At 57.7% G+C, this 22,196-nt stretch carries 11 protein-coding genes and 5 pseudogenes; 8 read left to right on the top strand and 8 right to left on the bottom strand.

Translation table 11 applies throughout. The features are described from left to right. Nucleotide 1 precedes the first annotated feature (1 nt). From BB934_RS16120 to BB934_RS16105, 4 genes are all read right to left on the bottom strand, one after another. On the bottom strand, nt 2-1,330 hold the full coding sequence (locus tag BB934_RS16120) for an HlyD family type I secretion periplasmic adaptor subunit (protein WP_099510543.1): 1,329 nt from the start codon (nt 1,328-1,330) through the stop codon (nt 2-4). After that, nucleotides 1,327-3,051: a type I secretion system permease/ATPase gene (locus BB934_RS16115; protein WP_099510542.1), complete on the bottom strand. Its 1,725-nt coding sequence runs from the start codon at nt 3,049-3,051 to the stop codon at nt 1,327-1,329. Before BB934_RS16115 ends, BB934_RS16120 begins: the two co-directional genes overlap by 4 nt. 86 nt (nt 3,052-3,137) lie before the next feature. Then, complete coding sequence (locus BB934_RS16110) at nt 3,138-5,102, bottom strand: hypothetical protein (RefSeq protein WP_157934198.1); 1,965 nt, start codon at nt 5,100-5,102, stop codon at nt 3,138-3,140. A 29-nt stretch (nt 5,103-5,131) separates the two neighbouring features. Then, complete coding sequence (locus BB934_RS16105; protein WP_099510540.1) at nt 5,132-6,100, bottom strand: calcium-binding protein; 969 nt, start codon at nt 6,098-6,100, stop codon at nt 5,132-5,134. A gap of 1,024 nt (nt 6,101-7,124) precedes the next feature. Between BB934_RS16105 and BB934_RS16100 the strand changes: the two genes are divergently transcribed. The 5 genes and pseudogenes from BB934_RS16100 to BB934_RS16080 all read left to right on the top strand — a co-directional run bounded on the left by BB934_RS16100 (nt 7,125) and on the right by BB934_RS16080 (nt 15,853). Continuing rightward, entirely contained in the window at nt 7,125-7,589 is a 465-nt protein-coding gene (locus tag BB934_RS16100) for a hypothetical protein (protein WP_099510539.1), read from the top strand. A 477-nt stretch (nt 7,590-8,066) separates the two neighbouring features. Beyond that, nucleotides 8,067-9,821 carry a glycosyltransferase family 2 protein gene (locus BB934_RS16095; protein ID WP_099510538.1) on the top strand — a complete coding sequence of 585 codons (1,755 nt, stop codon included), beginning with the start codon at nt 8,067-8,069 and terminating at the stop codon, nt 9,819-9,821. 1 nt (nt 9,822) lies between these two features. Then, on the top strand, nt 9,823-11,169 hold the full coding sequence (locus BB934_RS16090; protein WP_099510537.1) for a glycosyltransferase: 1,347 nt from the start codon (nt 9,823-9,825) through the stop codon (nt 11,167-11,169). 239 nt (nt 11,170-11,408) lie between these two features. Continuing rightward, nucleotides 11,409-12,404: a UDP-glucose 4-epimerase GalE gene (galE, locus tag BB934_RS16085; RefSeq protein ID WP_099510536.1), complete on the top strand. Its 996-nt coding sequence runs from the start codon at nt 11,409-11,411 to the stop codon at nt 12,402-12,404. 2,103 nt (nt 12,405-14,507) lie between these two features. Next, nucleotides 14,508-15,853: pseudogene (locus tag BB934_RS16080) on the top strand (IS5 family transposase). 340 nt (nt 15,854-16,193) lie between these two features. Here BB934_RS16080 and BB934_RS16075 read toward each other — a convergent pair. Together BB934_RS16075 and BB934_RS16070 are read right to left on the bottom strand one after the other, a co-directional pair. After that, entirely contained in the window at nt 16,194-17,414 is a 1,221-nt protein-coding gene (locus BB934_RS16075) for a glycosyltransferase family 61 protein (RefSeq protein WP_099510535.1), read from the bottom strand. A 368-nt stretch (nt 17,415-17,782) separates the two neighbouring features. Continuing rightward, nucleotides 17,783-18,025 (bottom strand): annotated as a pseudogene (locus BB934_RS16070) (transposase); the annotation flags it as partial. Nucleotides 18,026-18,244: 219 nt separating this feature from the next. On the opposite strand from BB934_RS16070, the gene BB934_RS16065 reads away from it, so the two are divergent. Together BB934_RS16065 and BB934_RS16060 are read left to right on the top strand one after the other, a co-directional pair. Further along, nucleotides 18,245-19,084, top strand: a complete 840-nt coding sequence (locus BB934_RS16065) for a polysaccharide pyruvyl transferase family protein (protein WP_099510533.1) — start codon at nt 18,245-18,247, stop codon at nt 19,082-19,084. 36 nt (nt 19,085-19,120) lie between these two features. After that, nucleotides 19,121-19,993, top strand: coding sequence for a beta-1,6-N-acetylglucosaminyltransferase (locus BB934_RS16060; RefSeq protein ID WP_099510532.1), 873 nt, complete (start codon nt 19,121-19,123; stop codon nt 19,991-19,993). Between the two features lie 49 nt (nt 19,994-20,042). Here BB934_RS16060 and BB934_RS16055 read toward each other — a convergent pair. After that, nucleotides 20,043-20,452: pseudogene (locus BB934_RS16055) on the bottom strand (IS66 family transposase); the annotation flags it as partial. 214 nt (nt 20,453-20,666) lie between these two features. On the opposite strand from BB934_RS16055, the pseudogene BB934_RS16050 reads away from it, so the two are divergent. Next, a pseudogene (locus BB934_RS16050) lies at nt 20,667-20,918 on the top strand (transposase); the annotation flags it as partial. Nucleotides 20,919-20,953: 35 nt separating this feature from the next. Here the strand turns inward: BB934_RS16050 and BB934_RS16045 are convergent. Next, a pseudogene (locus BB934_RS16045) lies at nt 20,954-22,167 on the bottom strand (IS256 family transposase). Nucleotides 22,168-22,196 lie beyond the last annotated feature (29 nt).

Genomic DNA, 22,196 nt, shown 5'->3' with positions numbered 1-22,196 from the left:
CTTACCGCTCCCGGAACGCGAAGTCGGCAACCTTGAAGATGGGATCCAACAGGTAGGCCAGGATGGTGCGTTCACCGGTCTCGATCACCACGTTCACCGGCATGCCGGGAACGAGCTCCACATTTGCCCGTTGCAGCTCACCCGGAGTGATGCTGACGGTGCCGCGGTAATAGCTGGTCTGGCTTTGACGGTCGTCAAACCGGTCCGCCGACACCTTGTCCAGCTGTCCTTTGATCACCGACTGGTAGCGTTGTGAGTAAGCCAGCAGATGCACGGTCACGTGCTGACCGGACCTCACGCGCTCGACATCCTTGGGATTGATTTCGACACTCAGGACGAGGGCCTCCGCTGCGGGCACAATTTCGAGCACCGTCTGGCCGGGCGTGATGACCGCGCCGGTGTTGAACACGCTGAGGCCATAGACGTAGCCGGCCTCCGGCGCCACCAGCGTCGTCCGTTCAAGCCTCTCACGAGCCGAGGTTAATCGAGGAGCCACGTCTGCCAGGCGCGCCTCCGACTCGGCGAGCTCCTTGGCCCCAGCCTCGCGCCGGTCCTTCTCCAGCTGATCAATCTGGGTCTCAGCCTGCTGGATGCTGCTGCGCTCCGCATCCATCTGTGATTTGATCGTCTGGATCTCGCCTGAAAGGGAAGCGGAGGAACGCTCCAGCGCCAGCACGCGGGGCCTGGCGATCAGGCCCTTCTCGACCAGCGGCAGCAAGGAGCTGCGTTCCTGATCAACGGATGTTAGCTGGAGCTGCGTCGCGGCAAGCCGCGCCTTAAGCCCTTCAATCTGCTGCTTCCGGCCTTCGATCTGCTGCTGGAGCAGATTGATGTTGCCGCGGTACGCGGTCAGGCGGGCGTCGAAAACAGCCGCTTCCTGGTCGATGATGGACCGGGCCTGGAGATCGGCACGCAGCGCTGCCACGTCCGCGGGCCAGGTGACCTGAGTGTCGTTCCTGGCCTCCGCACGGAGGCGGGCCAAGCGCACGATCGTTGCCGTGCGCGTGCTCTCAAGGATGGCAACCTCGGCCTGCAGAGCGGTGCGGTTGAGCTCGAGCAGCGGCTGTCCCTTCTCGACGCGCTGTCCCTCCCGCACAAGAATGCCGCCGACGGTACCGCCCTCCTGGTGCTGGAGCGATTTCCGGCTCCCTTCGATGGTCACCTTGCCGTTGGCCACGGCACCACCGGACACAGACATCAGCGAGGTCCAGACACCGAAGACCAAAACCATCACAAGCGCGGCAAAGCCTCCGATGAGAAGCGGAGCCCGCGGCGAGTCCGCCGTGTTGCTGGGTGTGCTACCAGCCGGCAGTGAAAATGCCATGCTCATTGTGCCACTCCCTGTTCACTATTGGAGGCATTCTTGATGACAACCGGACGGCCGAGTCGCTTGAACACATTCTCTGTTGCGCCAGCGCTCACCACCTGGCCCTCCTTGAGAATGACCGCATGGTCGAGGTCACGCACCAAGGTCGGTCGGTGGGTGATCAGAACGCAACTGATGCCGCGCTCCTTCAAGCCCGCAATGCACGCGACCAGCGCCTCTTCCGCTTGTCCATCGAGGTTGGAGTTCGGCTCATCCAGAACAACGAGCGAGGGCGATCCGGCAATCGCCCGCGCCAGCGCAATCAGCTGCCGCTGCCCGCCCGAGAGCGGATGTCCGCTGTCGCCGATATCCGTGTCGTACCCCTTCGGCAGCCGAAGGATCACGTCGTGAACACCAGCGGCCTTGGCCGCGTCGACGATTGCCTCATCGTTGAGCATGCCATAACGCCCAATGTTTTCGGCAACGGTTCCGCTCAGAATAGAGATGTTCTGGGGCAGGTAGCCGATGTGGCGCCCGATGTCGTCTCGACTGCTGGCCCACAGATCTGCACCGTCCAAGCGGATGTTGCCGCGGGTCGGTTTCAGATTGCCCACCAGGAGACGCGCCAGGGTGGTCTTGCCGGAGCCGTTGAGGCCGATAAGCCCGAGCGATTCCCCGGGCCGGATCGCCAGATTGACGTTGGACAGGATCGGCTGCTCGCGGCCGGGGGGAACGTAGAACAGGTTGAAGCACGTCAGATGGCCCTGCGGTTTCGGCAGAGCCGTACCATTGTGCGATCGCGCGTCGTCGGAGAGGAGCGTCTCGATGCGCTTCAGGGCCTGCCGCGCCGGGACGTAGTCATCCCACGCCGCCACCAGCTGATCGATCGGTCGCATGGCAAAACCCGAGACGATGATGGCAGCAAACAGCATGCCGGTGGGGGCGTCGCTGTAGAGGACTTCGATCACGCCGGCGATCATGATGACCGCCTGGATGAGCATGCGGGCCGAACTCAAAACCGCGTTGAAGAGGACACCCGTTTGACTCGTCTTGACCTGGACGTCGAGGGCGGGATTTCTCATGCCACGCCACTTGTTGATCACCGCCCCGACCATGCCCATCGCTACAATCGCCTCGGACGCCCGCAGATTCGCGTCGGCAAAGCCATACGATTGCGTGGTGAATTGCGATGTCTCGGCAAGGGCCCTCTTGGTGACAATGGAATTCGCAATCGTGGCTGCCCCCATCAGTGCGGTGCAGAAGAGCGCCACCAGGCCGACTTGAAGATCTAGCAGGAGCAGAACGCCAGAAAAGAGGACCGCCCACGGAGCGTCGATGGCCGCCAGAGCCCCCTTTCCGGTAGCGAACTGCCGGAAGTTGTCGAGATCCCGGAGCGCCTGACTTCCCGTCGCGGAGGTTCCCCCGGCCCCACGTTCGATGAGAGCCATCAGAACTCGGTCAGCCAGCAGCCGGTCCATGCGGATCGCCGCTTGAACGAAGAGAGCGCCGCGGGCCCACTGAAAGACGGCTTTGAAGACCAGAGCGATGATCAGACCGATCGTGAGGGCAATCAGCGTTTCGATGCTTCGCGATGTCAGGACCCGGTCATAGACCTGGATCATGAACAGCGGGAAGGCGAGAAGCAGGATGTTGATGAAAGCGTTGAAGCCAATTGCGTAGATAAAGTGAGCCCGGCATTGACGGAGGGCTTCTGCGACGATGGTCTCGCCAGTTTTCTTGCTCATGCTCAATCCAGTGCTTCCAGCCTCCGTGCATAACAGAGGCGATTCGTTTCCTAGGCGTTTATCACACCGTGCGGGTCTTCAGGCGTTCAGCGCTCTTCTGCCGCGGCCAGCGTCTGCAACAGGCTAATTTCATCAATCCTCGGACCAAACTCGTCACGGCTTGCGGCTGGCTCCATCTCCCAAAAGGCAAGACCAGGGACAGCGGCGATGCGGATCCCCTGACGACGACCCTCTGCCAGCCATTCGACCCAACGCCCTTCAGCGGTGTGACAGACCGGGCGATCGAGGACAATGCGTCGGTGTGCGTCCGCGGAGCCGGCAACAGCCACGATGGCATCGTGCGCCAGCAGATCGAGCAGCGTCTCGAGGGAGACCTCATCCGATGACCAGGGACCCGGCCTCCGGTTGGGCGCCACACCGATGAACAGCGATTCGGGCAATTGCGTGATCTGTTGTGCGATTTCGCCCAGCCATCCGGCTTGGGGTGGAACGAAACCGGCCCGCACCGCAACAAAGGCTTGCGACGATCCGGGAGACCGGGGGTGCGCGGTCATCGCCGCCGGCGCACCTGCCGGAATCACTTCGATCTGTGCTTTGAACCCATACTGGGTTGCCCAGCCGCTCACTTTGGAGCAAGCCTTCTCATCATGATGGCTTGCCGACAGCGTCACCCGCACGGGATGACTCAACGGGATCGACGACCTCACAGCGATGAGCGTGCCATGGAGCAAATCAAGCTGAGGCGCGGCGATGATTTGCAGATCGATCGCCTCAGCGTTGCGTGACGGACGCGGCACGCTGATGACCTTCGCGGGCTCGTGCGAGGGCCGCTGCACCCAGGCCTGGGCCAGGGGCGCCGCGACTTGGGTCAGATAGTGCTCGTCCCTGTCCGCGAACGGCCAAAACGTGTGGGCGAAGGCAAGGCTCGATTGTGTATCGCCTGCCTGGAGATGAATCCATTGCGCAATATGCTGGCCGTCAACGACAGCGATGATTTTGCAGGCGTGTGGCGGTGGGTGATCAAGGGCGCCTTTTGCCACGAGGCAAACTCTCGGCGCGTCGCCGTTCGCGCCCGGAGTGATCAGAAGTTCCGGCGTGAGGAATTGATCGGCAGCCGTGCCGAATGCTTGGATCTGCAGGCTCTCGAGAGAGGCCGTGCCCGTGATCTCCAAGAATGCGAACAGCGTTCCGGAAGTCTGGAAGCAGCTTTTGATGGTCAATGCCGCCCCTGGCTCCCCGAGGGGGATCGCGGCTGATGCGAGGGAGCGCGTGACATATCCGGGGATCTGATCGACACCGGCAGGCGACGCCGCAGACAGATGATCAATAAGATTGTTTCTCGCCGATGCTCCAAGGCCTTTCAGCCAGGCCACGGTGTCTTGATCCGCGACAGGATCGTTGGAAAAGTCGAGTTCCACCAAGTCGCCGCCGAGATCCGCATAGGCGCGTTCCAGACAGGATTTTGCCGTCAGAAAGACGGTGCCATCACGGTGACCAAAGCTGTCGACGGTTTCGCGGGTGAGCTTTCCAGCTCTCGTGAAAAAACACGTTTGTCGGCTGGCAAAACAACGAGCCACCACATCAAGCTCGTATAGGGCATGCGGGCCAATCTCTGCCGACAGACGGCACGAGGCTCTCCACGAACTCACGAGGGACAGGAAGCGCTCGAGCGTCTCATGATCGCCGTGGGCATCATGTTTGGGCAAAATGCGCGAGATGATGAAGGACACGATCTGGGGCACACCCTCGATCTGCCAATGCGCCAACTTGAGATCAAGCGCCCGTTCAATCTCCCCGCCATTTGGATCGCGCAGGAACGCGCGCAGGCGCCGCCCATCCTGAAGACCATGGCTGGCGATGGTGTAGAAGTTCTTGGCGAAGGTTGGAGAAAAGATGCGGTGCCGTTCGAGCGGCACCAACAAGCCAGCCTCCCCCTCGAGCCCAACCAACTCAAGCTCAAGGGGGAGGCTGTGCCAGACAGCGATGATGCCGGCCGCAACCGGCACACACCACAGCGGGCCAGACGTCAGTGCAGCGTCGTGCGGACGCACCGCAGTCTCCTGGCCCGCCTGGTCACTCATCAGAAGTTGAAGAAGGATCCATCAATATCGTCGGGATCGTAGCCGACGAGCTTGATCGTTACGCCACCCTTGACCGTCACGATCGTGCCGTCCTCGTCGGCAGTGAACTTCAGATCCTTCAGGCTGTTGGCGCTGGTATCCGACAAATCGATGATATCGTCGCCGGCACGGAAATCACGGATGGTGTCGATTTCACCCGTCTGTCCCGCGATCTGGAACGTGTCGTCACCCGAACCACCGATGAAGGTGTTGGAGCCCTTGTCACCCACCAGCGTGTCGTTGCCGCTGCCGCCGGACAGGATGTCGTCACCGGTGCCGCCGAAGAGCTTGTCGTTGCCGGACTCGCCATAGAGCCTGTCGTTGTCGGCACCACCGTAGACACGGTCGTTGCCCGAACCGCCGTAGACAGTGTCCGCGCCTTCATCGCCGTAGACCTTGTCGTTGCCGGTGCCGCCGTAGACCTTGTCGTTGCCGGTGCCGCCTTTGACAACATCGTTGCCAGTGTCGCCGTAGACCTTGTCGTTGCCGGAACCGCCGAGGACGGTATCGTTGCCGGTGCCGCCATAAACCCTGTCGTTACCAGCGCCGCCTGCGACAACATCTGTGCCAGATCCGCCTTTGAGGAGGTTGTTGCCGTCGTTGCCGAACAGGTTGTTGTCGTACTTGTCGCCCATCACCTTGGCATTGGTAGTACCCGTCAGAATGACGGTCTCAATCTTGGTACCGCCGATATTGAAGCTCTGATCGGTCTTAACCGCATCATAGCCGCCGGCATCGCGCGTGATCTTGTCGCCCGCACCCAGAACGAAGATGTCGTTCCCCTTTGTTCCGACGAAACGGTCAGCACCCGCCGTTCCTTCGAAGGTGTTCGTGAACCCCTTAAAGCCATTCGGGAGGTTCTTAAGAGCATAAGATACTCCCTCGACTGCCCCTACATCCTGAAAAAATCCACCAGGCGTTGTCGCCATCGCTGTGCCCCTTATGAAATTGATTACGGAAGGTTGCCCCCGCCTCAGGGCTTACCCTAACCAGAGTTGAATGTCTCTAGCGAAGTAGCCCTTCCGGGGTATTTTGCTATGTTTTTTCTGCACTGCAGCAAAGCAACAACACTATTTTAAAGTGATATGAAGAATATGTGACACGCCTGTAAGCAATCGGTGACGAATCCGTGACTGATCGCGCGGGCTCCCCGTTTCGCGGCGCACCAATGCGGACCGCTGTATACAAACAATACCCCATAAGCAAGGCTAAGCTTGTAGAAGCTTTATTACCGGCGCTTCAAGTGATTCGGTCTATATAGAATGAATTTATCCTCGCGGAGCCTGGGTGGGCGCCCCCTTCTACAGCCTTGCCAGCCTCCTGCAGGTGCGTAAGACAGACGCGGCCGCGACGTTTTCACCTTCTAACCCCGCGCCCCGGTTGATGAATACTCCGTATCCAGAACAAGCCGTGGCCGAATCAGAAAAAACTTCCCAATCGCCGGCATCTGTGACGAATCCGTGAGCTGTTTGTGCATTGCCGTCTACTATATAAGGACTAACTCGATGGAGTAAGGCACCCGCTCGACGGACTGTTCGGGGCAGCTCAGAGCCCGTCACCTGTTTAGTTAAGCTAAGCGGGGGGCAACAAGAGGCTCGCGCCCGGTCGGATTCCCACGCCAGTCAGAACCAGGAAGGTGCCGGTCGGCCGTCGCTAGAGTGTGGGCCATAGAATGGATTACGAGAGCAATAGGAGCCCTGGGCCGACCAGGAGCACACGATCAGGCAACGCCCGGAACGACGCGAGAATGCTGAACACCTCCTCACAAGCCGAGCGGGTGCATGCGACACCGCGGCATCGTCCGGACCGCCTTGATTGATCGAGAAATCCTTTCTAGAGAGGCGTGCATTACGGAACAATCATTACAAGAGCAGACTGCTACGGCTCGTCTGCCAAACCTCTCAACTTATTGAGCAATAAAATCTTTCAACTCACATACGGGGCCTAATATCAATGTCAGCATGGAACTTCGATAAACTGCAACGCGAGATCGTGAGCCGCGGCATCAAGACCGAGTCTGGGACCTTTTATCCGCAGGAGATTGTGGATCGTCTTTTCGAGATTATCGCGCGATCCATCCCGGTGGACGAAGAGTTCTACCGGGCGAACAACCCTGATATCGACGAGGCTCTGAAGGCAGGCGACATTTCCAGCGCAGCGCAACACTTCGTTGAGCATGGTTTTTATGAGGACCGCCTCCCGTGCAGTGTGCTGATCAACGAAGAGGACTATTTGGCGCGGTACCCGGATGTCGCCGCTGGAATCGACGACGGGAGCATCGCTAGTGCCACTGATCACTGGCTCCAGTACGGCCGGTATGAAGGACGATCCGCCTATTTGCTGCAGCGGAAGCAGTCGCGCCCGGATAATCGCCGGTTGGCCAACACAAGAGCCAACGCCGATGCGGCGATGGCCTGACGGACCCGGCGGCGCATCGGTTGGTGCGCCTCGTCAGCAACGATGACGTTCCCCAACCGATGCAACGGTCTGCGTCGTGGGAATCCGCGTGAGTTCCGGTGCGGTGGCGTGCGACAAATTAGCTTTGGCCCGGAGACTTGACGGAAAACCTTGGTAAAGAAGAAAACCCTGGTAAAGAACAAGTTACCGGACGGGTCAGCTCAAGAAAAACTTGGCAGCACGTTTGCATTGATCTCTGGGGCCAAACAATTATGAACTCTGATCTTATCGGGGAAATCGGGCCGCGTTTTCGGTCTACCGGCTTTCTACGCCGCTGCTGACCGCCACCAGGGTGCGCCTGGATGAACCGTTGTGCAGCCCGATGATTTCAGCACTCTGTTGATGTGGCAGTTGGTGCTTCAGCCGTTGATCCCCGGCGTTCGATGGCGCTCGGCATAACCTGGCCTTTATTTCCGATCCCGACAACTGGGGCATTTTATGTTCACGTGCGAAGCACAAATCATCCTCAACCGCCTTGTGATCAAGATGAGTGTCCCGCGTAGCTCGACGGTGTCGGCGGTGAAAATCCGTGGCTCCAATGGCGAGCCCCAGTTTGCATACCCTACGCCGGCTGAGTCTGACCCTCCGCCGATCATTCTGCACAATGCCGGGCGAGCCTTCAACAAGCAGAACGCTGTCTTTGGCTTTGTGTCGGACCCAGCCCTGAGCCTCCTCGGTTCGTTTGGCAATGGAAGCTTTGTCGCCGAATGTACGATTGATGGCGAGATTCATCATTTCACGGGGACGCCGGTTCAGGCCACCCTGGCCGATATTGCTCTTCTCGGTCCGCAGCTTCTCAAACGCTTTGCATCCTTTGACGATGTTGGCCCTCTCGCTCAGGCCCTGGCGGCCAACAGCATCGGCCAAATCACGAATGCTCCTCTCTATCTCGACTTCGCTTACGCCGAAAACGGGTGTCTTCTGCTCAACGGCTGGATGGCGAATTTCGGCTATCTCGATGTCTATGTGCTCGTGAATGGTTGCGCGAGCGTTGCGCGTTCCCGTGACGCGATTATTTCTAACCGCCCGGACGTCACCGATCATATCCGCGGTCAGGGTTTCCCGGAGATCCGCGGCGACGGGCACGGTTTCACCCTCGCGGCCGACTGCCTGGACCCATCTCAACCGGTGACCATCGGCATCCTCCAGGATGGTGTGTTCTACATCGTGGAGCAGCCGACACCCCCGATGTCGCAAGACAAGGGACGGGTGTTTCAGCTGCTGCTTGGAGCTCGGCAGGGCACAAGCTTCACGCCGCTTGAAAAAATCACCCGCATGCTGACGCCGTTCCTGCGGTCCAATCACCGTTCCCTCGATTATGATGTTGTCTCCACCTCGCAGTGGAGCGATGGCTCAGCGCCCCGTTTGTCGATCATTGTCCCCTTCTACAAGGAATGGCGCTTCCTGTATTCGCTCCTGGCGATGATCAAGGACGCCCCGCTGGATTACGAATGGGTGATCGTCTGCGACGACGCAACGATCTTCCCCCAGATGAACCTCCAGATCGCCAATCAACCGGACAGCGTGCGGCAGCGTATTACCTTTGTGCTGCCTCGCCAGAATGTCGGCTATGGCCACGCCAACAACATCGGCGTGAAGGTGGCCAAGGGTCAGCGCGTTCTGCTGATGAACTCCGACATCTGGCTCAAGAGCTTCGACGTGCTCGAGGTCGGCATCCGGGCGTTGGACGACGGCTCCTTCAGCCTGCTCGGGTTTACGCTGCTGTTTGAGGATCAGACCATCCAGCATGACGGCCTCGCCTTCAAGCGTTCGGTCGAGGTCGGCAACCGCTACCTGGCCCTGCACCCGGGCAAAGGCCTTCCGGCCGAGTCCACCACGGCGCGCTACCAGTTGGCTGAGGCGCAGGCGGTTACCGGCGCTCTGATGTTGATCGAGCGCGACCTCTTTAACGAGATTGGCGGCTTTGCCGATCGCTACATCGGCGGCGACTTCGAGGATGCTGATCTGTGTCTTACGCTGCGCCAGCGCGGGCAGAAGGTCGGCCTGGTGCGGTCGACCGAGATTTTTCATTTGGAGCGTCAGTCGATCCGCCTGGACGCGGTCAACAGCGTTGGCTTTGCCCGAACGCTCGTCAACTGTGAGCGCTTCAACCGCCGCTGGGAAGATACCCTTGAAGCGGCAGCGCGCGCGAGCAGCCCCAACACCGACACACGCTTGAAGGTAGTGAACTGACATGCCCCGCCTGATGATTCTGTCCCATGGCCATCCCGCTTTGAGCCATGGGGGCGCCGAGATGGCAGCCTTCGCGATCCACTCGCTCGTCAAGCAAGGGAAGATGCCCGGCTGGAACAGCATTTTCGTGGCCCGCGCCGACCGGCAACACATCGGCCATGACGGCGACTTCGGCGCGTTCCGGCGCAATCCGGATGAGATCCTGGTGGCGCCGCCGGCTGTTGAGCCGTTCTTTTTTCACTCATTCGACCCCAGCCGCCTGTTCGCGCTGCTCGATGAACTTGTTGACCGTTTCAAGCCTGACGTCGTCCACGCCCACCATTTCTCGTTCTGGGGCACCGATATTTTCGAGTACTTCAAGGCGCGCAACATCCCTCTCGTCTTCACGCTGCACGAGTATATCAGCATCTGCCATCGCTTCGGTCAGATGCTGAAGGTCAATGGCAGGCTGTGCCATCGGTCCTCCCCGGTGGAGTGCAACCAGTGCTTCCCCGACATCAGCTCAGGCTTTTTCTTCCTGCGCGACGAACTGTTTCTGAAACCTCTGCGGCTCGCCTCGGCCGTCGTCTCCCCGAGCCAATTCTTGGCCCAACGCGTGGAAACATGGTCGGGCGGCAGCATTCCTGTGCGGGTCATTGAAAATCCGCGGGATGTGAGCGTCTATGAACCGCCTCATAACGCTTCCACCCATGACAGCGCCGGGCGTGGGATCCCTCAGATCGGCTACTTCGGACAGATCAACCACTTCAAGGGAACTGAGGTCCTCCTCGATGCCGCGGCAATCCTGAAAAGCCGAGGTGCGCCGTTCCGGGTACGATTGTTTGGAGCCAACCTCAACATTCAGGAATCCGCTTTCCGGGAACGGATGACGGCGAAACTGGAGGCGCTCGGTGACTGCGTTGAGTTTTTTGGGCCTTACCAGAATGAGACCGTGATCCGTCTGATGTCGGGTTGTGATGCGATCGTCATTCCCTCGATCTGGTGGGAAAACTCGCCCGTGGTCATCCAAGAGGCCATCCAGGCGGGCGTGTCCGTGTTCGGATCCCGCCTGGGCGGTATTGAGGAAAAACTCCAGTCTTATCCGCACGCTGAGTTCTTTGAGCCGGGTAGTGCGATTGATTTGGCCGAGAAACTTCAGGCCTTCTGCTTGAATGAAAGATCGCAAGCTTCCGGCCAAATAGCACCGGATGTAAGTCAGGGCGAGATGGCCCACCTGTCGGCCTTGGCTCACCTGTATGAGTCGACCCTCGCCGTGCCGGAGAACCGCGCGTCACTTGACGAGTCGCAAATCGTTGCGCGTCCACGTCGGCCAGCCGCTGCATCGCGCCGCAACGCCCTTCAAAAGTAGGTAGGCAGCGAGAGCGGCCTCGGCGCCACGGACGCCGATTTGGGTCGCGGTGAGATCGATAAGCGGCTTGCCCATGGTGGCTCATCGACTTTCTTGCGGGTGCATCAACCGGTTTGCGTCGGTACTTGCCCGGAAGCTCACTGGGTGGTGCCACGCTATAGGTGTCAAGAAGACTGCAAAGTCACTTCAACATCCATTTCTGTAGACTAAGAGCGAACACCAGATTTCAGGAGACGGATATGGCGGTATTGGTGACGGGCGGCGCAGGCTATATCGGCAGCCACATGGTGCTCGAACTTTTGGATGCGGGCGAGCAGGTGGTGGTTCTCGATAATCTGTCGACGGGTTTCCGCTGGGCCGTGCCGCAGGAAGCCACACTTGTTATCGGCGATGTGGGCGACTCCGCCCTGGTCTCAAAGGTCATCGACGAGTACGGCATCGACAGCATCCTGCACTTTGCCGCCAAGATTGTCGTGCCGGAATCCGTCGCCGATCCGCTGGCCTATTATCTCAACAACACCGTGAGGACCCGGGCGCTCATCGAGACGGCCGTGGCGAAAGGCGTTAAGAACTTCGTCTTCTCCTCCACGGCGGCGGTCTACGGCAATGCCGAGGCGCCTCTGCTCACGGAGGACATGCCGCTGGCGCCGATCAATCCTTACGGCCGCAGCAAGCTTATGAGCGAGTGGATGCTGCAGGATGCGAACACGGCCCATGGCCTGCGCTATGCGATCCTGCGCTACTTCAACGTAGCGGGTGCCGATCCCAAGGGCCGCTCCGGTCAGTCGACCCCGCAGGCCACCCATCTGATCAAGGTCGCGTCCCAGGCTGCGCTCGGCCAACGGCCCCATCTTGACGTGTTCGGCACGGATTACGAGACGCCCGACGGCACCTGCGTGCGCGACTACATCCAGGTCAACGATCTTGCCCGTGCTCACCTCGTTGCTCTCGAGCATATGCGCGATGGAGGCGACGGCACGATCATGAACTGCGGCTACGGCCATGGAGCGTCGGTTCTGGAGGTCGTCGACGTGGTCAAGAGGATGTCAGGCGTCGACTTCGAGGTTCGCCTGAGCCCCCGGCGCCTAGGCGATCCGGCGCAGCTCGTAGCCAAAGTGGACCGGATCCGTCAGCTCGGTTGGGAGCCGCAGTACGACAATCTCGAGGAGATTGTGCGGCAGGCCCTGCGCTGGGAGCAGGTTCTCGCAGAGCGCAAGGCGGCTCCGCTTGGCTAGATGCAATGGTTTTTTAATCCCGAGGTGGAAATCGTTAGTAAAAACCAGAAATCAGCGGGGCTGACATCCCGTCATTGACAATACAATGATCCCAGATTTCACATTGGTCCGAGTATCCTTCGAAGGCAGACGTTTTCGATGCGTCCAGTGACTGCTGCACAAGCTCTGCAACTAGATTTCGGCTGGATGTAATCACCCTCCAGTCCGAACGAAATAATATGCTCGTCTGTTACGGGCGCTTCAGCTGTTTCGCAGTAGATACGACGGCCAAACGACGAGTATCGGTGGCCATTCGAGAAACCGTCCTTAGGGTCATTGGAACAGCTTCGGAATACTCTCGGTAACATCGCGAGCGGTACTAAGGAGCCCGGCTGACCCCAAGCCTTTAAGTCGTCAGGGGAAGGAAGTGGTGCCCAGGGCGGAACGAACCACCGACACTGCGATTTCCGGTCAGGTTGTCCATTGATAAGACAGGCTTCTGTTACCAAGAGCCCCGGCGAAACGACACAAAAAGCTTCACTAGCCCGAAGGCGATCACGGGTTTCTACACCTCAAAACACATATAAATATGGAGTTAGTAGGATTGTTCCTAATGCCGCGACTTGACGTACTTGCAACAGCTCTGGGGACTGTAGCGTTTGCCTTTGTGTGGGTAACGGAGCCTTGCTTTGCTATGGACATTCGTCTCCAGGTCGACGGTCAAGAGGAAACTGTGTTTAATTGGGGCGAGCAACGGTGCTTCGATTGGCATATCCCGGATGCTCCTTTGAGAGCATTCCGGAACAAAGAGGACCAAGTCGTAGCGTTTGCGAGCAGCGATCTTAACATTCCTCTGATCGGTGATGACCTTCTTTCAATTAAGACAATCTGCTCGTCAGCTTACAAAGGAAAGAAGAGCGCAAACCCAGCGGATCACAGTGACCATAGCTGGATAGGCGCTACGTGGACCGATGACGGTGAGACAGTCTACGGACTCGTTCACAACGAATACCACGCCAACGAACATGAAGGGGCCTGCCGATTCAGAGACTCCCATAGCTGCTGGTACAACGTTATTACTGCAGTTTCGTCTCATAATGGAGGAATGACATTCGAGGCCCCAAGAGAACCAGTCTTGTTAGCGGGTCCTTCTAATACCCAGGACATTGATCAGGGGCGGCACCGAGGCTTCTTCCATCCATCAAATATTCTCTTCCATGATAATTATTGGTACGTCCTATTAGGAACGACTGGAGGCAATGAGCAGCAAGCTGGCACTTGCCTATTTCGAACACCAAACATCACAGACCCTACTGCATGGCGAGGATGGGATGGATCAGACTTCACAGTTCAACCATACGATGCATATCGACCTCGTGGCATATCCCCGCGCTCATGTAAGCCAGTAGGGAAGTTTGGAGGTCCACCTGGAACGATTGTGCGACATCAAGCGACAGGAACTTTCATCACCGTTATGGTTGCAACACCTACTGGAGCTAGCCCGAAGGGCTTTGTCGCATATGCCACGTCAAAGGATCTCATTCATTGGTCCCAGGCCACCAGCCTTCTTGAGAAATCTGCGGTGGGAGGCGGTTCATGTAACGACGATGCGCGATACGCCTATGCTGCGTTGCTGGATCCGGCATCGACCAGCAGAAACTTCGATACTATCGGTGACACTGCATATCTTTTTATGACACGATTCACGATCAAGAATTGCAAAGGGGGAGACGAAAGAGATCTCGTGCGAATTCCGATCCGTGTTATCAGTTAGTCACGGCTTGCGCAGTTCATACCAGATCTTCAGCCCGAATTGGAACAGCAGCCACGCTACGCCAAGATTGCGGCGATGGTCGCGCAGATCTGGGAAATGTCAGCCAGTGACAGCAGCTACAACGGCGATGCCGCAGCGCCCCCCGGCGCTGGCTGTGGTGATCTTATCGTTCATTGATGCCCCCGTGAGCGAGCTACCTCGGACAGGCGGCTCTGCTCGGTTGTGGTGTCGTTACTTCGTCGGGCCTGAATAACTCACAACTTATTGAAGCTGAAGGATTCTTTGTCGCCGCGAAGCATCGTAAAATGCCAGCTCCTGGGTGCTGACCCGCTCAAATCTGGTGTATTTCCATGGGATCCAAGCCGACGCTGACGAGCTCCGGCGATCTCTATCGCAGTCGTCTCGATCAGATCTTGGATCAGCGCCACACGTTGTTCCGGCTGGCTGCCCTCATCGACTGGAAGAGCTTCGATCAGGAGTTCGGCCGCTTCTATCGCCCACTCGGACGCCCCGCGAAGCCGACGCGCCTGATGGTGGGCCTGTCCTATCTCCAGCATACCTTCAACCTGTCCGATGAAGCCGTGGTGCAGCGCTGGATCGAGAACCCGTATTACCAGTGGTTCTGTGGCTGCGAATACTTCCAGCATGAGTTGCCCTGCGATCCGAGCTCGCTGACGCGCTGGCGCAAGCGGCTCGGACCAGAAGGACTGGAGACGCTGCTTTCCGCCACCATCCAGGCCGGGCTGGAGAGCGGCGCGGTGCGATCGTCGAGCCTGGAGCGGATCAGCGTCGACACCACCGTGCAGCCCAAGGCCATCACCCATCCCACCGACGCGAAACTGTATCTGAAGGCGTTGCAGGCGCTGGTGCGGCAGGCCAAACGGCACGGCCTCGAGCTGCGGCAGGCCCACACCCGTCTGGCTAAACGCGCCGCCGTGCAGGTCGGCCGCTATGCCCATGCCCGCCAGATGCGGCGCATGCGCCGCGAACTGAAGCGGCTGAAGACCTATCTCGGACGCGTGTACCGCGATGTGGCCCGCAAAGTCGCCGGGGATGAGAGCCTTGCCCTTCGCTTTGCACGTCTGCTTGGCCTGACCGAGCGCCTTCTGGTTCAGGAGCGCACGAGCAAGAATAAGCTGTACAGCCTGCATGCGCCCGAGGTGGTGTGCATTGCCAAAGGCAAGGCGCATCGGCCGTACGAGTTTGGCAGCAAGGTCGCGCTGGCGGTGACCAACCGCGAAGGCCTCGTGCTCGCCTCAAATCGCTCGAGGGCAACCCGTATGACGGCCATACGTTGGACGCTACCATAGACCAGGTCATCGCCATGACGGGCATGGAGCCCGCGCGCATTTACGTTGAACTGGGCTATCGTGGGCACGACTACGACAAGAACGATCGGGTGTTCATCACCCGGCAGCGACGGGGTCTGACGCCGACAATCAAGCGGGAGCTGAGACGACGCTCAGCCATCGAGCCGATGATCGGGCACATAAAGGCCGACGGGCGGCTGGGACGCAATCACCTGCTCGGAGCAGCCGGCGATGCGATCAATGCGCTGCTGGTGGCCGCCGGACATAACCTGCGGCTGATCCTGAACTGGCTCAGACTTTTTGTCGCCTGGCTCCTGGCAGCCCTGATGAGTTCATCCGCGCCACCGGATACTGCCCACGAGCCCTGGAATGCAATTGCCGCCTGATCAAACGGCATTGTTCAGGGCCAACTACATAGCCCATGCCCGGGAACTTGGCTCCATCGCCGGCTTGCGTGGTGCCAAGAGCCTTAAGCTGTATCAGCCCACAGGCTGAACCCAATTCGTACCATCGATGTGGCCCACTCCCGTGGTTGTGCGGAGCCGGTACGGATGCGTCTGCTTGTAAAGGTCGGCATTGCCGACAAAGTGCTCGCGCATGTAAACACCATGCGCGGGCATTTCGTATCCCGATAGGGCTCAAATCTTATAAATCTAGAGGCCTAAGTATGATCCAAATAAAAGCCCGCTTAACGGCGAGCTTTGGCCAAATCGAAGGCTCGTCTCGTCAGGAACGAAGCCACTCAATTGCCTCCGATAGAGTCGTCAATGGAACACTCCAAGGTCGAGTGTGGAGCGGGTCCTTAGCATCCGTAGCGACATCTCCGAACAGGAATGCGTATCGCTTATTAGTGGATGCGTACGCTCTTGCGTGTTGCCGTACAGTGTAGTGGAACGACTCGAAGTCGAGAACGCGGACCTGCGATCGTGAAAAAATAGCATTCAGCATGGCCGAGCCGGACGGTCCTGCAACTTCTTTTGCGCCTGCGAAGGTTCTTATTTGCTCCTGAAACGACATAGTCTCGGGATTGACGATCTCAAAACCTTGATCGCGCAGGTAATTAGTAATCTGCCCCTCATTTGTCATGTTTCGATACCAAGGGCGATATATTGAGCTAAGTTCGCGCGATACGTAAATGCTTGCGGCTGCGGTGTTTACAGAGCCGGCTTGTTCTTTCACGAAAATAGCCAGCCGATCGGCGGTGTTCGGATCAAAGTAACCTTCTGAAACGAAATCATTAACAGTTACAATTTCTGAGAATATATCGCCAGTGACCTCTCTAACTGAATAGATTGGCCTAGCTGGGAAACCTAGGAGAGGCAACGCCTCGCACAGCCACCTCGTGCGATCCGCCACAACGTAACAGTCAAACTGTGGGCATCTATCCCTTAAGAACAGTAACTTGCCTAGCGCCCTGACAAGGAATGACCCGTAGTTGCCAGGCTCATAGAACGAAATAAATAGCGCTCGCTTGTTCAACCTTTGGGGGGTCTCCCGCCCCGCGAAGGTGGCGATCCGCCGGCCGTCCTTGTCGTCCAAAACAAACCCATCGAAGCCTTGTTTATTTCGCTCCACGGCGTCTTTCCACGTCTCCGCTGTGCTGAGCCGCCCCCCAAGATAAAGTTGTCCCAAATTCGACCTTAGCGCCGACCACCCAATGATCTGGGCATCCTTAAATCGCATTATTGATTTGCTGGGCAGCTCAATGGTGGACGGTTTTGTCACCCCTTGCAGGCAAGAGGGATCTGCCGGCTCCCCGAAAACCTTTTCCGGAGGGACGTAGTCAACCCGAATACTAGGCTCGCTGTATGCAACATCGTAATCAACCTCAGCCGTGACCGCACAAGCCTCTACACAATGCACAGGCCATCGATCGAGCTTAGTTACAACTTCTGTGCTGTTTCGTATCTCTGTGCGGAGGCGGGTAATATCTGCAGGATTAAGCATCTCGGGCCTCTAAAGGATCTTTGCTCATCTGCCATAAGTCGCCCCTTCAGCACAACCTGTATGAGGATTTTGGCCGCATCGGCCCGCATTGGGACCTAATCCGTACCGTTCCATCGACCTGGCTGCTTCCTGTTGTCATACGGAGCCAGCCGGTGCGAATTCGCTTTCTGATGAGTGATGGCGTCGCATTGCGCACGATGTGCCCGTGTACATAAAAGCCCGGTTGAGGCATCTGCGTCCCGACAGATCGGGGGATGGTCGTGAGCTTGCCACAGGTTGGGCTCGTCAGGTCTGCGTCATAGACAATGAACACAAAGCCCTGCTCAGGTGCGATTACCCGAACGGATTTGTTAAGCGCGTTATCCCCTTCGTTTGACAGCGGGCATAATCTTTTTTGACGCGAGATCCTTCAGGACGGCATTGTCCGGCATCTGCTCGGCCAGGAGCCGCTTCAGCTTCGCATTCTCGCCTTCTAGAGCATTCAGTCGCCGGGCATCGGAGACCTCCAAGCAACCGTACTTGGCTTTGTCGTTATAGAAATTCGTTTCCGAGATGCCGAGCTTGAGGCAGATCTCCGCCGTCTTCATTCCAACCTCATGCTCCTTGAGCATGCCGATGATCTGCTCTTCCAAAAACTGTGAACGCTACATTTGCCCGTCTCTAGGCCGGACGGACACAACCTCATCCCGAGGAGTTCGCGGAGCTCATGTCACAACATAACCTCAAGCACAACAAGGGAACATTGGCGACATTGACCACGAAGAACAGAATGATTAAGCGGGGGGAAGGATAGCAAACATTGCTGTGGCAACTCAATCAGGACCAATTCAATGAGACTGGAACTTCAATTGATGGACACCTTTTTAAGGGAGTACTCCGGTGTCCCGGTTGCCTATTTCCCAAACCCTGGAAACGCAGGCGACAGTCTGATTGCAAGCGGTACTTACCAAGCCTTTCGTCGCGCAAATGTGCCATTCACATGCATAAACGAGACGGCTGATGTGACAGGAAAAGTCGTCTTTCTGGGCGGAGGTGGAAACTTTGTGCCCTTGTATCGGGAGATACGATCCATACTAGAACGTATACACGAAACCGCAGACAAGATTATCATATTGCCTCATACCATCCGTGGGAATGAAGATCTCTTAAGTCGCCTCAGTAAGAATGCGGTGATATTTTGTCGAGAACCTGAGTCGTATATCCATGTCATGAGGCACAGTGAAGCGACTGCTTATCTCACCCATGATATGGCTTTTCATTTAAATGTGAGTGAGTTTCTAAGACAGTGTGAAGCCTACGACGACTTACCTCACCTATATAAAGTCAAGACAACCGGCACCTTTCTTCAAGATGCTGAAAGACGAGATATGTCTTACTTCATGAGACAAGATGGTGAGGCAAAATCGAAGAACGCAGAGATCGATACGATCGACATCTCGACCCTCTTTGAGTTTGGCGTCTGGCCAAATAACGCCGAGAAGTCAGCTTTGTGTCTGATGCAGGCCATTCGACAGTCTCGTAAAGTTGTGACGGATCGTCTCCACGTGGGAATTGCTTGCTCATTGCTTGACCACGAATGTGACTTATTTGACAACAATTATGGCAAAAATAGCACTATTTTCTATCACTCAATCAGGAAGAAGAGCCAACAAGTTAAATTGTGCAAATGATAATTTGCACAACTATTGGCACGTAGGAAAATATCTATGAGCGTTGCAATTTTAGTGCTTGCCTATCGCGAGCCAGAGGTTCTTGCGCGAGCTGTAAAGATCTACAAGCACGCTGGATTTGACGTTTTCGTCCATTTAGACGCTAAGTCTGACTTGGATCAGTATAAATCTAAGATGGGATCCACAGCTGATTTCTGCACTTTTCTGGCAGAGAGGAGCAACATCTCGTGGGCAGGCTTCGAGATGATCACGGCCACCATGAGGCTTTTGAGATCGGCTCTGAAAGGCAATTATACCAATTTTGCGCTAGCATCAGACGATACGTTTCCCATCCGCGATGTTCCGAGGCTTTCTGCCATTCTGTCATCTCCAGCGAACCGTATTTCTGTTCGCCCTCTACGCTCTGATGAGAACTTCGCAAAGAGGTATCATAGATTCTTTTACTTCGATCATCCTGCGATGTCTCTGCTCGGGCGCGAGATAGAAAGCTCACATATCGACATAAGACTGCTTGATGCTATGGATAGATTAAAGAAACGTATGGACATAGGGAAGGATCAGCTTCAGCTATATTATGGGTCTCAATGGTGGAGTCTTCCTCGACTATCCGCAGAATACGCTCTCGAGACATACGAGAACAACACCTCCCTCAAGGAGTCTTTCGAGTTTTCAGCTGTTCCCGACGAAATGTACATCCAGTCAGTATTAGGAAATAGTCCGCATCTCCGCAGTATCACGCCCAGCCCCGTGATTGTTGATTGGAGTCGAAACCCGAAGCCCTATGTCTTCAAGCACGCAAGTGAATTCACTAATAATATTGATCGCCATCATGCCTTCGTCCGAAAAGTTCCATCAAGCAGCCAAGAACTCCTCGCAGAATTAGAGAGGATTTGTTTGGCTGAAACCTAATTCTGATGCTCATTGGGTGTAATTACCCACGTCGTTGATAGCGTTGGTTTCAGGCGCTGACGGTGGCGAGCATCGTACCAAAGATGGTGCGATCTGGCGTGAGCCGAGCCGTGTCGATGACGATGCGCACGGCGGCCTCGCCTTCAGCTGCCCAAATCGCACGGTAGCCGTTGGTGAGCTTTCGCCGCACCACGGCCGGCCGAGGCGCCCGCTCACAGGCGTTGTTGGTCGCCGCGACCTGCCCGGGATGGTCGAGGAAGGTCAGGAGTTGCTCGCGAGCCCGGCCGATCTTGGCCTGGAGGGCCTGGGTCAGATCACAGGAACTCGAGGCAGCGAGGATGCTGGCCAGTTGCCGCTCCAGTGGCAGCCGCTTGGCCAACAAAAGGTCGATGGCGCCAGCGTGGCGACCTGTTCCGAGAGGGCGAAGACCGCGTTGACCCAAAGCTGCAGCCGCCAGGGCGTTAGGTGCGGGATCTGAAATGGTTGTTCAATCCGTTGTAGTCGTCCGTGAAGAATCCCGATCTCATTGAGACGATTGGGATATCGGGCGCGTGATCGCCTTCGATTTCGCAGGATTGCGCCCCAACAGCAGTGGATTTCCTGCGTTTTCCGGTGCCGGTCCAGCCCAGGATCTGATTCAATCAGGAGCACTCCACCCGGCCAGAGTTGCGCCATGTCGACGCCGAAAGACGAGCGCCAGAAGGATCTGTTCCGCCCCGCCCTGGACAGCATCATCGACCTGCGCCATCCCCTGGTGTTGCTGGCCCAGCGCATCGACTGGGCCTTCCTCGAGCGCCGCTTGGGCCGCGTCTACAGGCCGGGACCGGGCCAGCCTCCCTTGCCGGTGCGGCTGATTGCCGGACTGATGATCTTCAAGCACATGGAGAGCCTCTCTGACGAGGTGCTGTGCGCCCGCTTCCTCGAGGGACTGCCAGAATTTCCGTGTATGGGCCGGGTTCATCATCCCAGCCGGAAACGGCCTTCGAAGAGAATGGCGAACTGGGCTTTCGCCATACCCCATTCCCGTGCGGCATCTTCCACTCTTTCTGCGCCTGCCTCAAGACCAGGAACAACAGCTTGAACGCACTCTCATCGGTGGGAAAGTGCCCTCGAGCCCGTACCACCCGACGCAGTTTGGCATTCAGCGCCTCAATGGCGTTGGTGGTGTAGATGATCCGGCGCACCTCCTCGGGAAAGGCAAAGAACGGGATCACTGCCGTCCAGTTGCGCCGCCAGGAAGCTGCGATCGCCTCGTACTTGCGGCCTCAGACAGAGGTCGCAAACGCCTCCAGGGCCGCCTGGCCGGCGTCTGCATCCTTGGCCCGGTAGACCTCCTTCAAGGCTGCTGCCACGACTTTGCGGTCCTTGTACGACACGAAGGCCAGCGACGAGCGGATCAGATGCACGATGCAGGTCTGAACCTGGGTCTCAGGGAACACCGCCGTGATCGCCTCGGGAAAGCCCTTGAGACCATCGACCACGGCAATCAACACATCGTCGACACCGCGGGTCTTGAGCTCGTTCATCACCCGCAGCCAGAACTTGGCACCCTCGCTCTGCTCGATCCACAGCCCCAGGATCTCCTTGGCCCCGTCCGGCCTGACCCCGAGTGCCAGGTAGACGGCCTTGTTGCGCACCGTGCCCTCGTCGCGCACCTTGATCCGAATGGCGTCGAGGAAGACCAAGGCATAGAGCGCTTCGAGAGGCCGGCTCTGCCACTCCGAGATCTCCTCGAGCACCGCATCGGTGACGGCACTGACCAGATCCGGCGAGACCTCGATGCCATACAGATCACGCAGATGCCCTTGGATCTCGCGCACGCTCATGCCACGCGCATACATGGAGATGAGCTTGTCATCGAAGTCGGGAAAGCGTCGCTGGTATCTGGCGATCAGTTGCGGATCGAAGGTCGCCAGGCGATCGCGCGGGATCTCCAGGTCGATCTTGCCGGTGTCGGTGAGCACGCTCTTGCGGCCATAGCCGTTGCGGGTGTTGCCGCCCTTGCTCTCCTGGTCGAGATGGTGGTCCATCTCGGCATTCAATGCCCGCTCGGCGAGAGCCTTCTTCAGCTCGTCAAGCAATCCATTCTTGGCGAACGCAGATTGGGCGTCGGCGCCTCCCAGAAGCTGATCAAGCAGGTGGTCGGGTATCCGGGGTTCCTTGCGACGTGCCAAGCGATGTCTCCTTCCAGATCATCGTAATG

Source organism: Microvirga ossetica, assembly GCF_002741015.1.
GTDB lineage: Bacteria > Pseudomonadota > Alphaproteobacteria > Rhizobiales > Beijerinckiaceae > Microvirga > Microvirga ossetica.
Note: the sequence above shows the minus strand (reverse complement) of the source record. Positions and strands in the feature narration are given on the sequence as shown.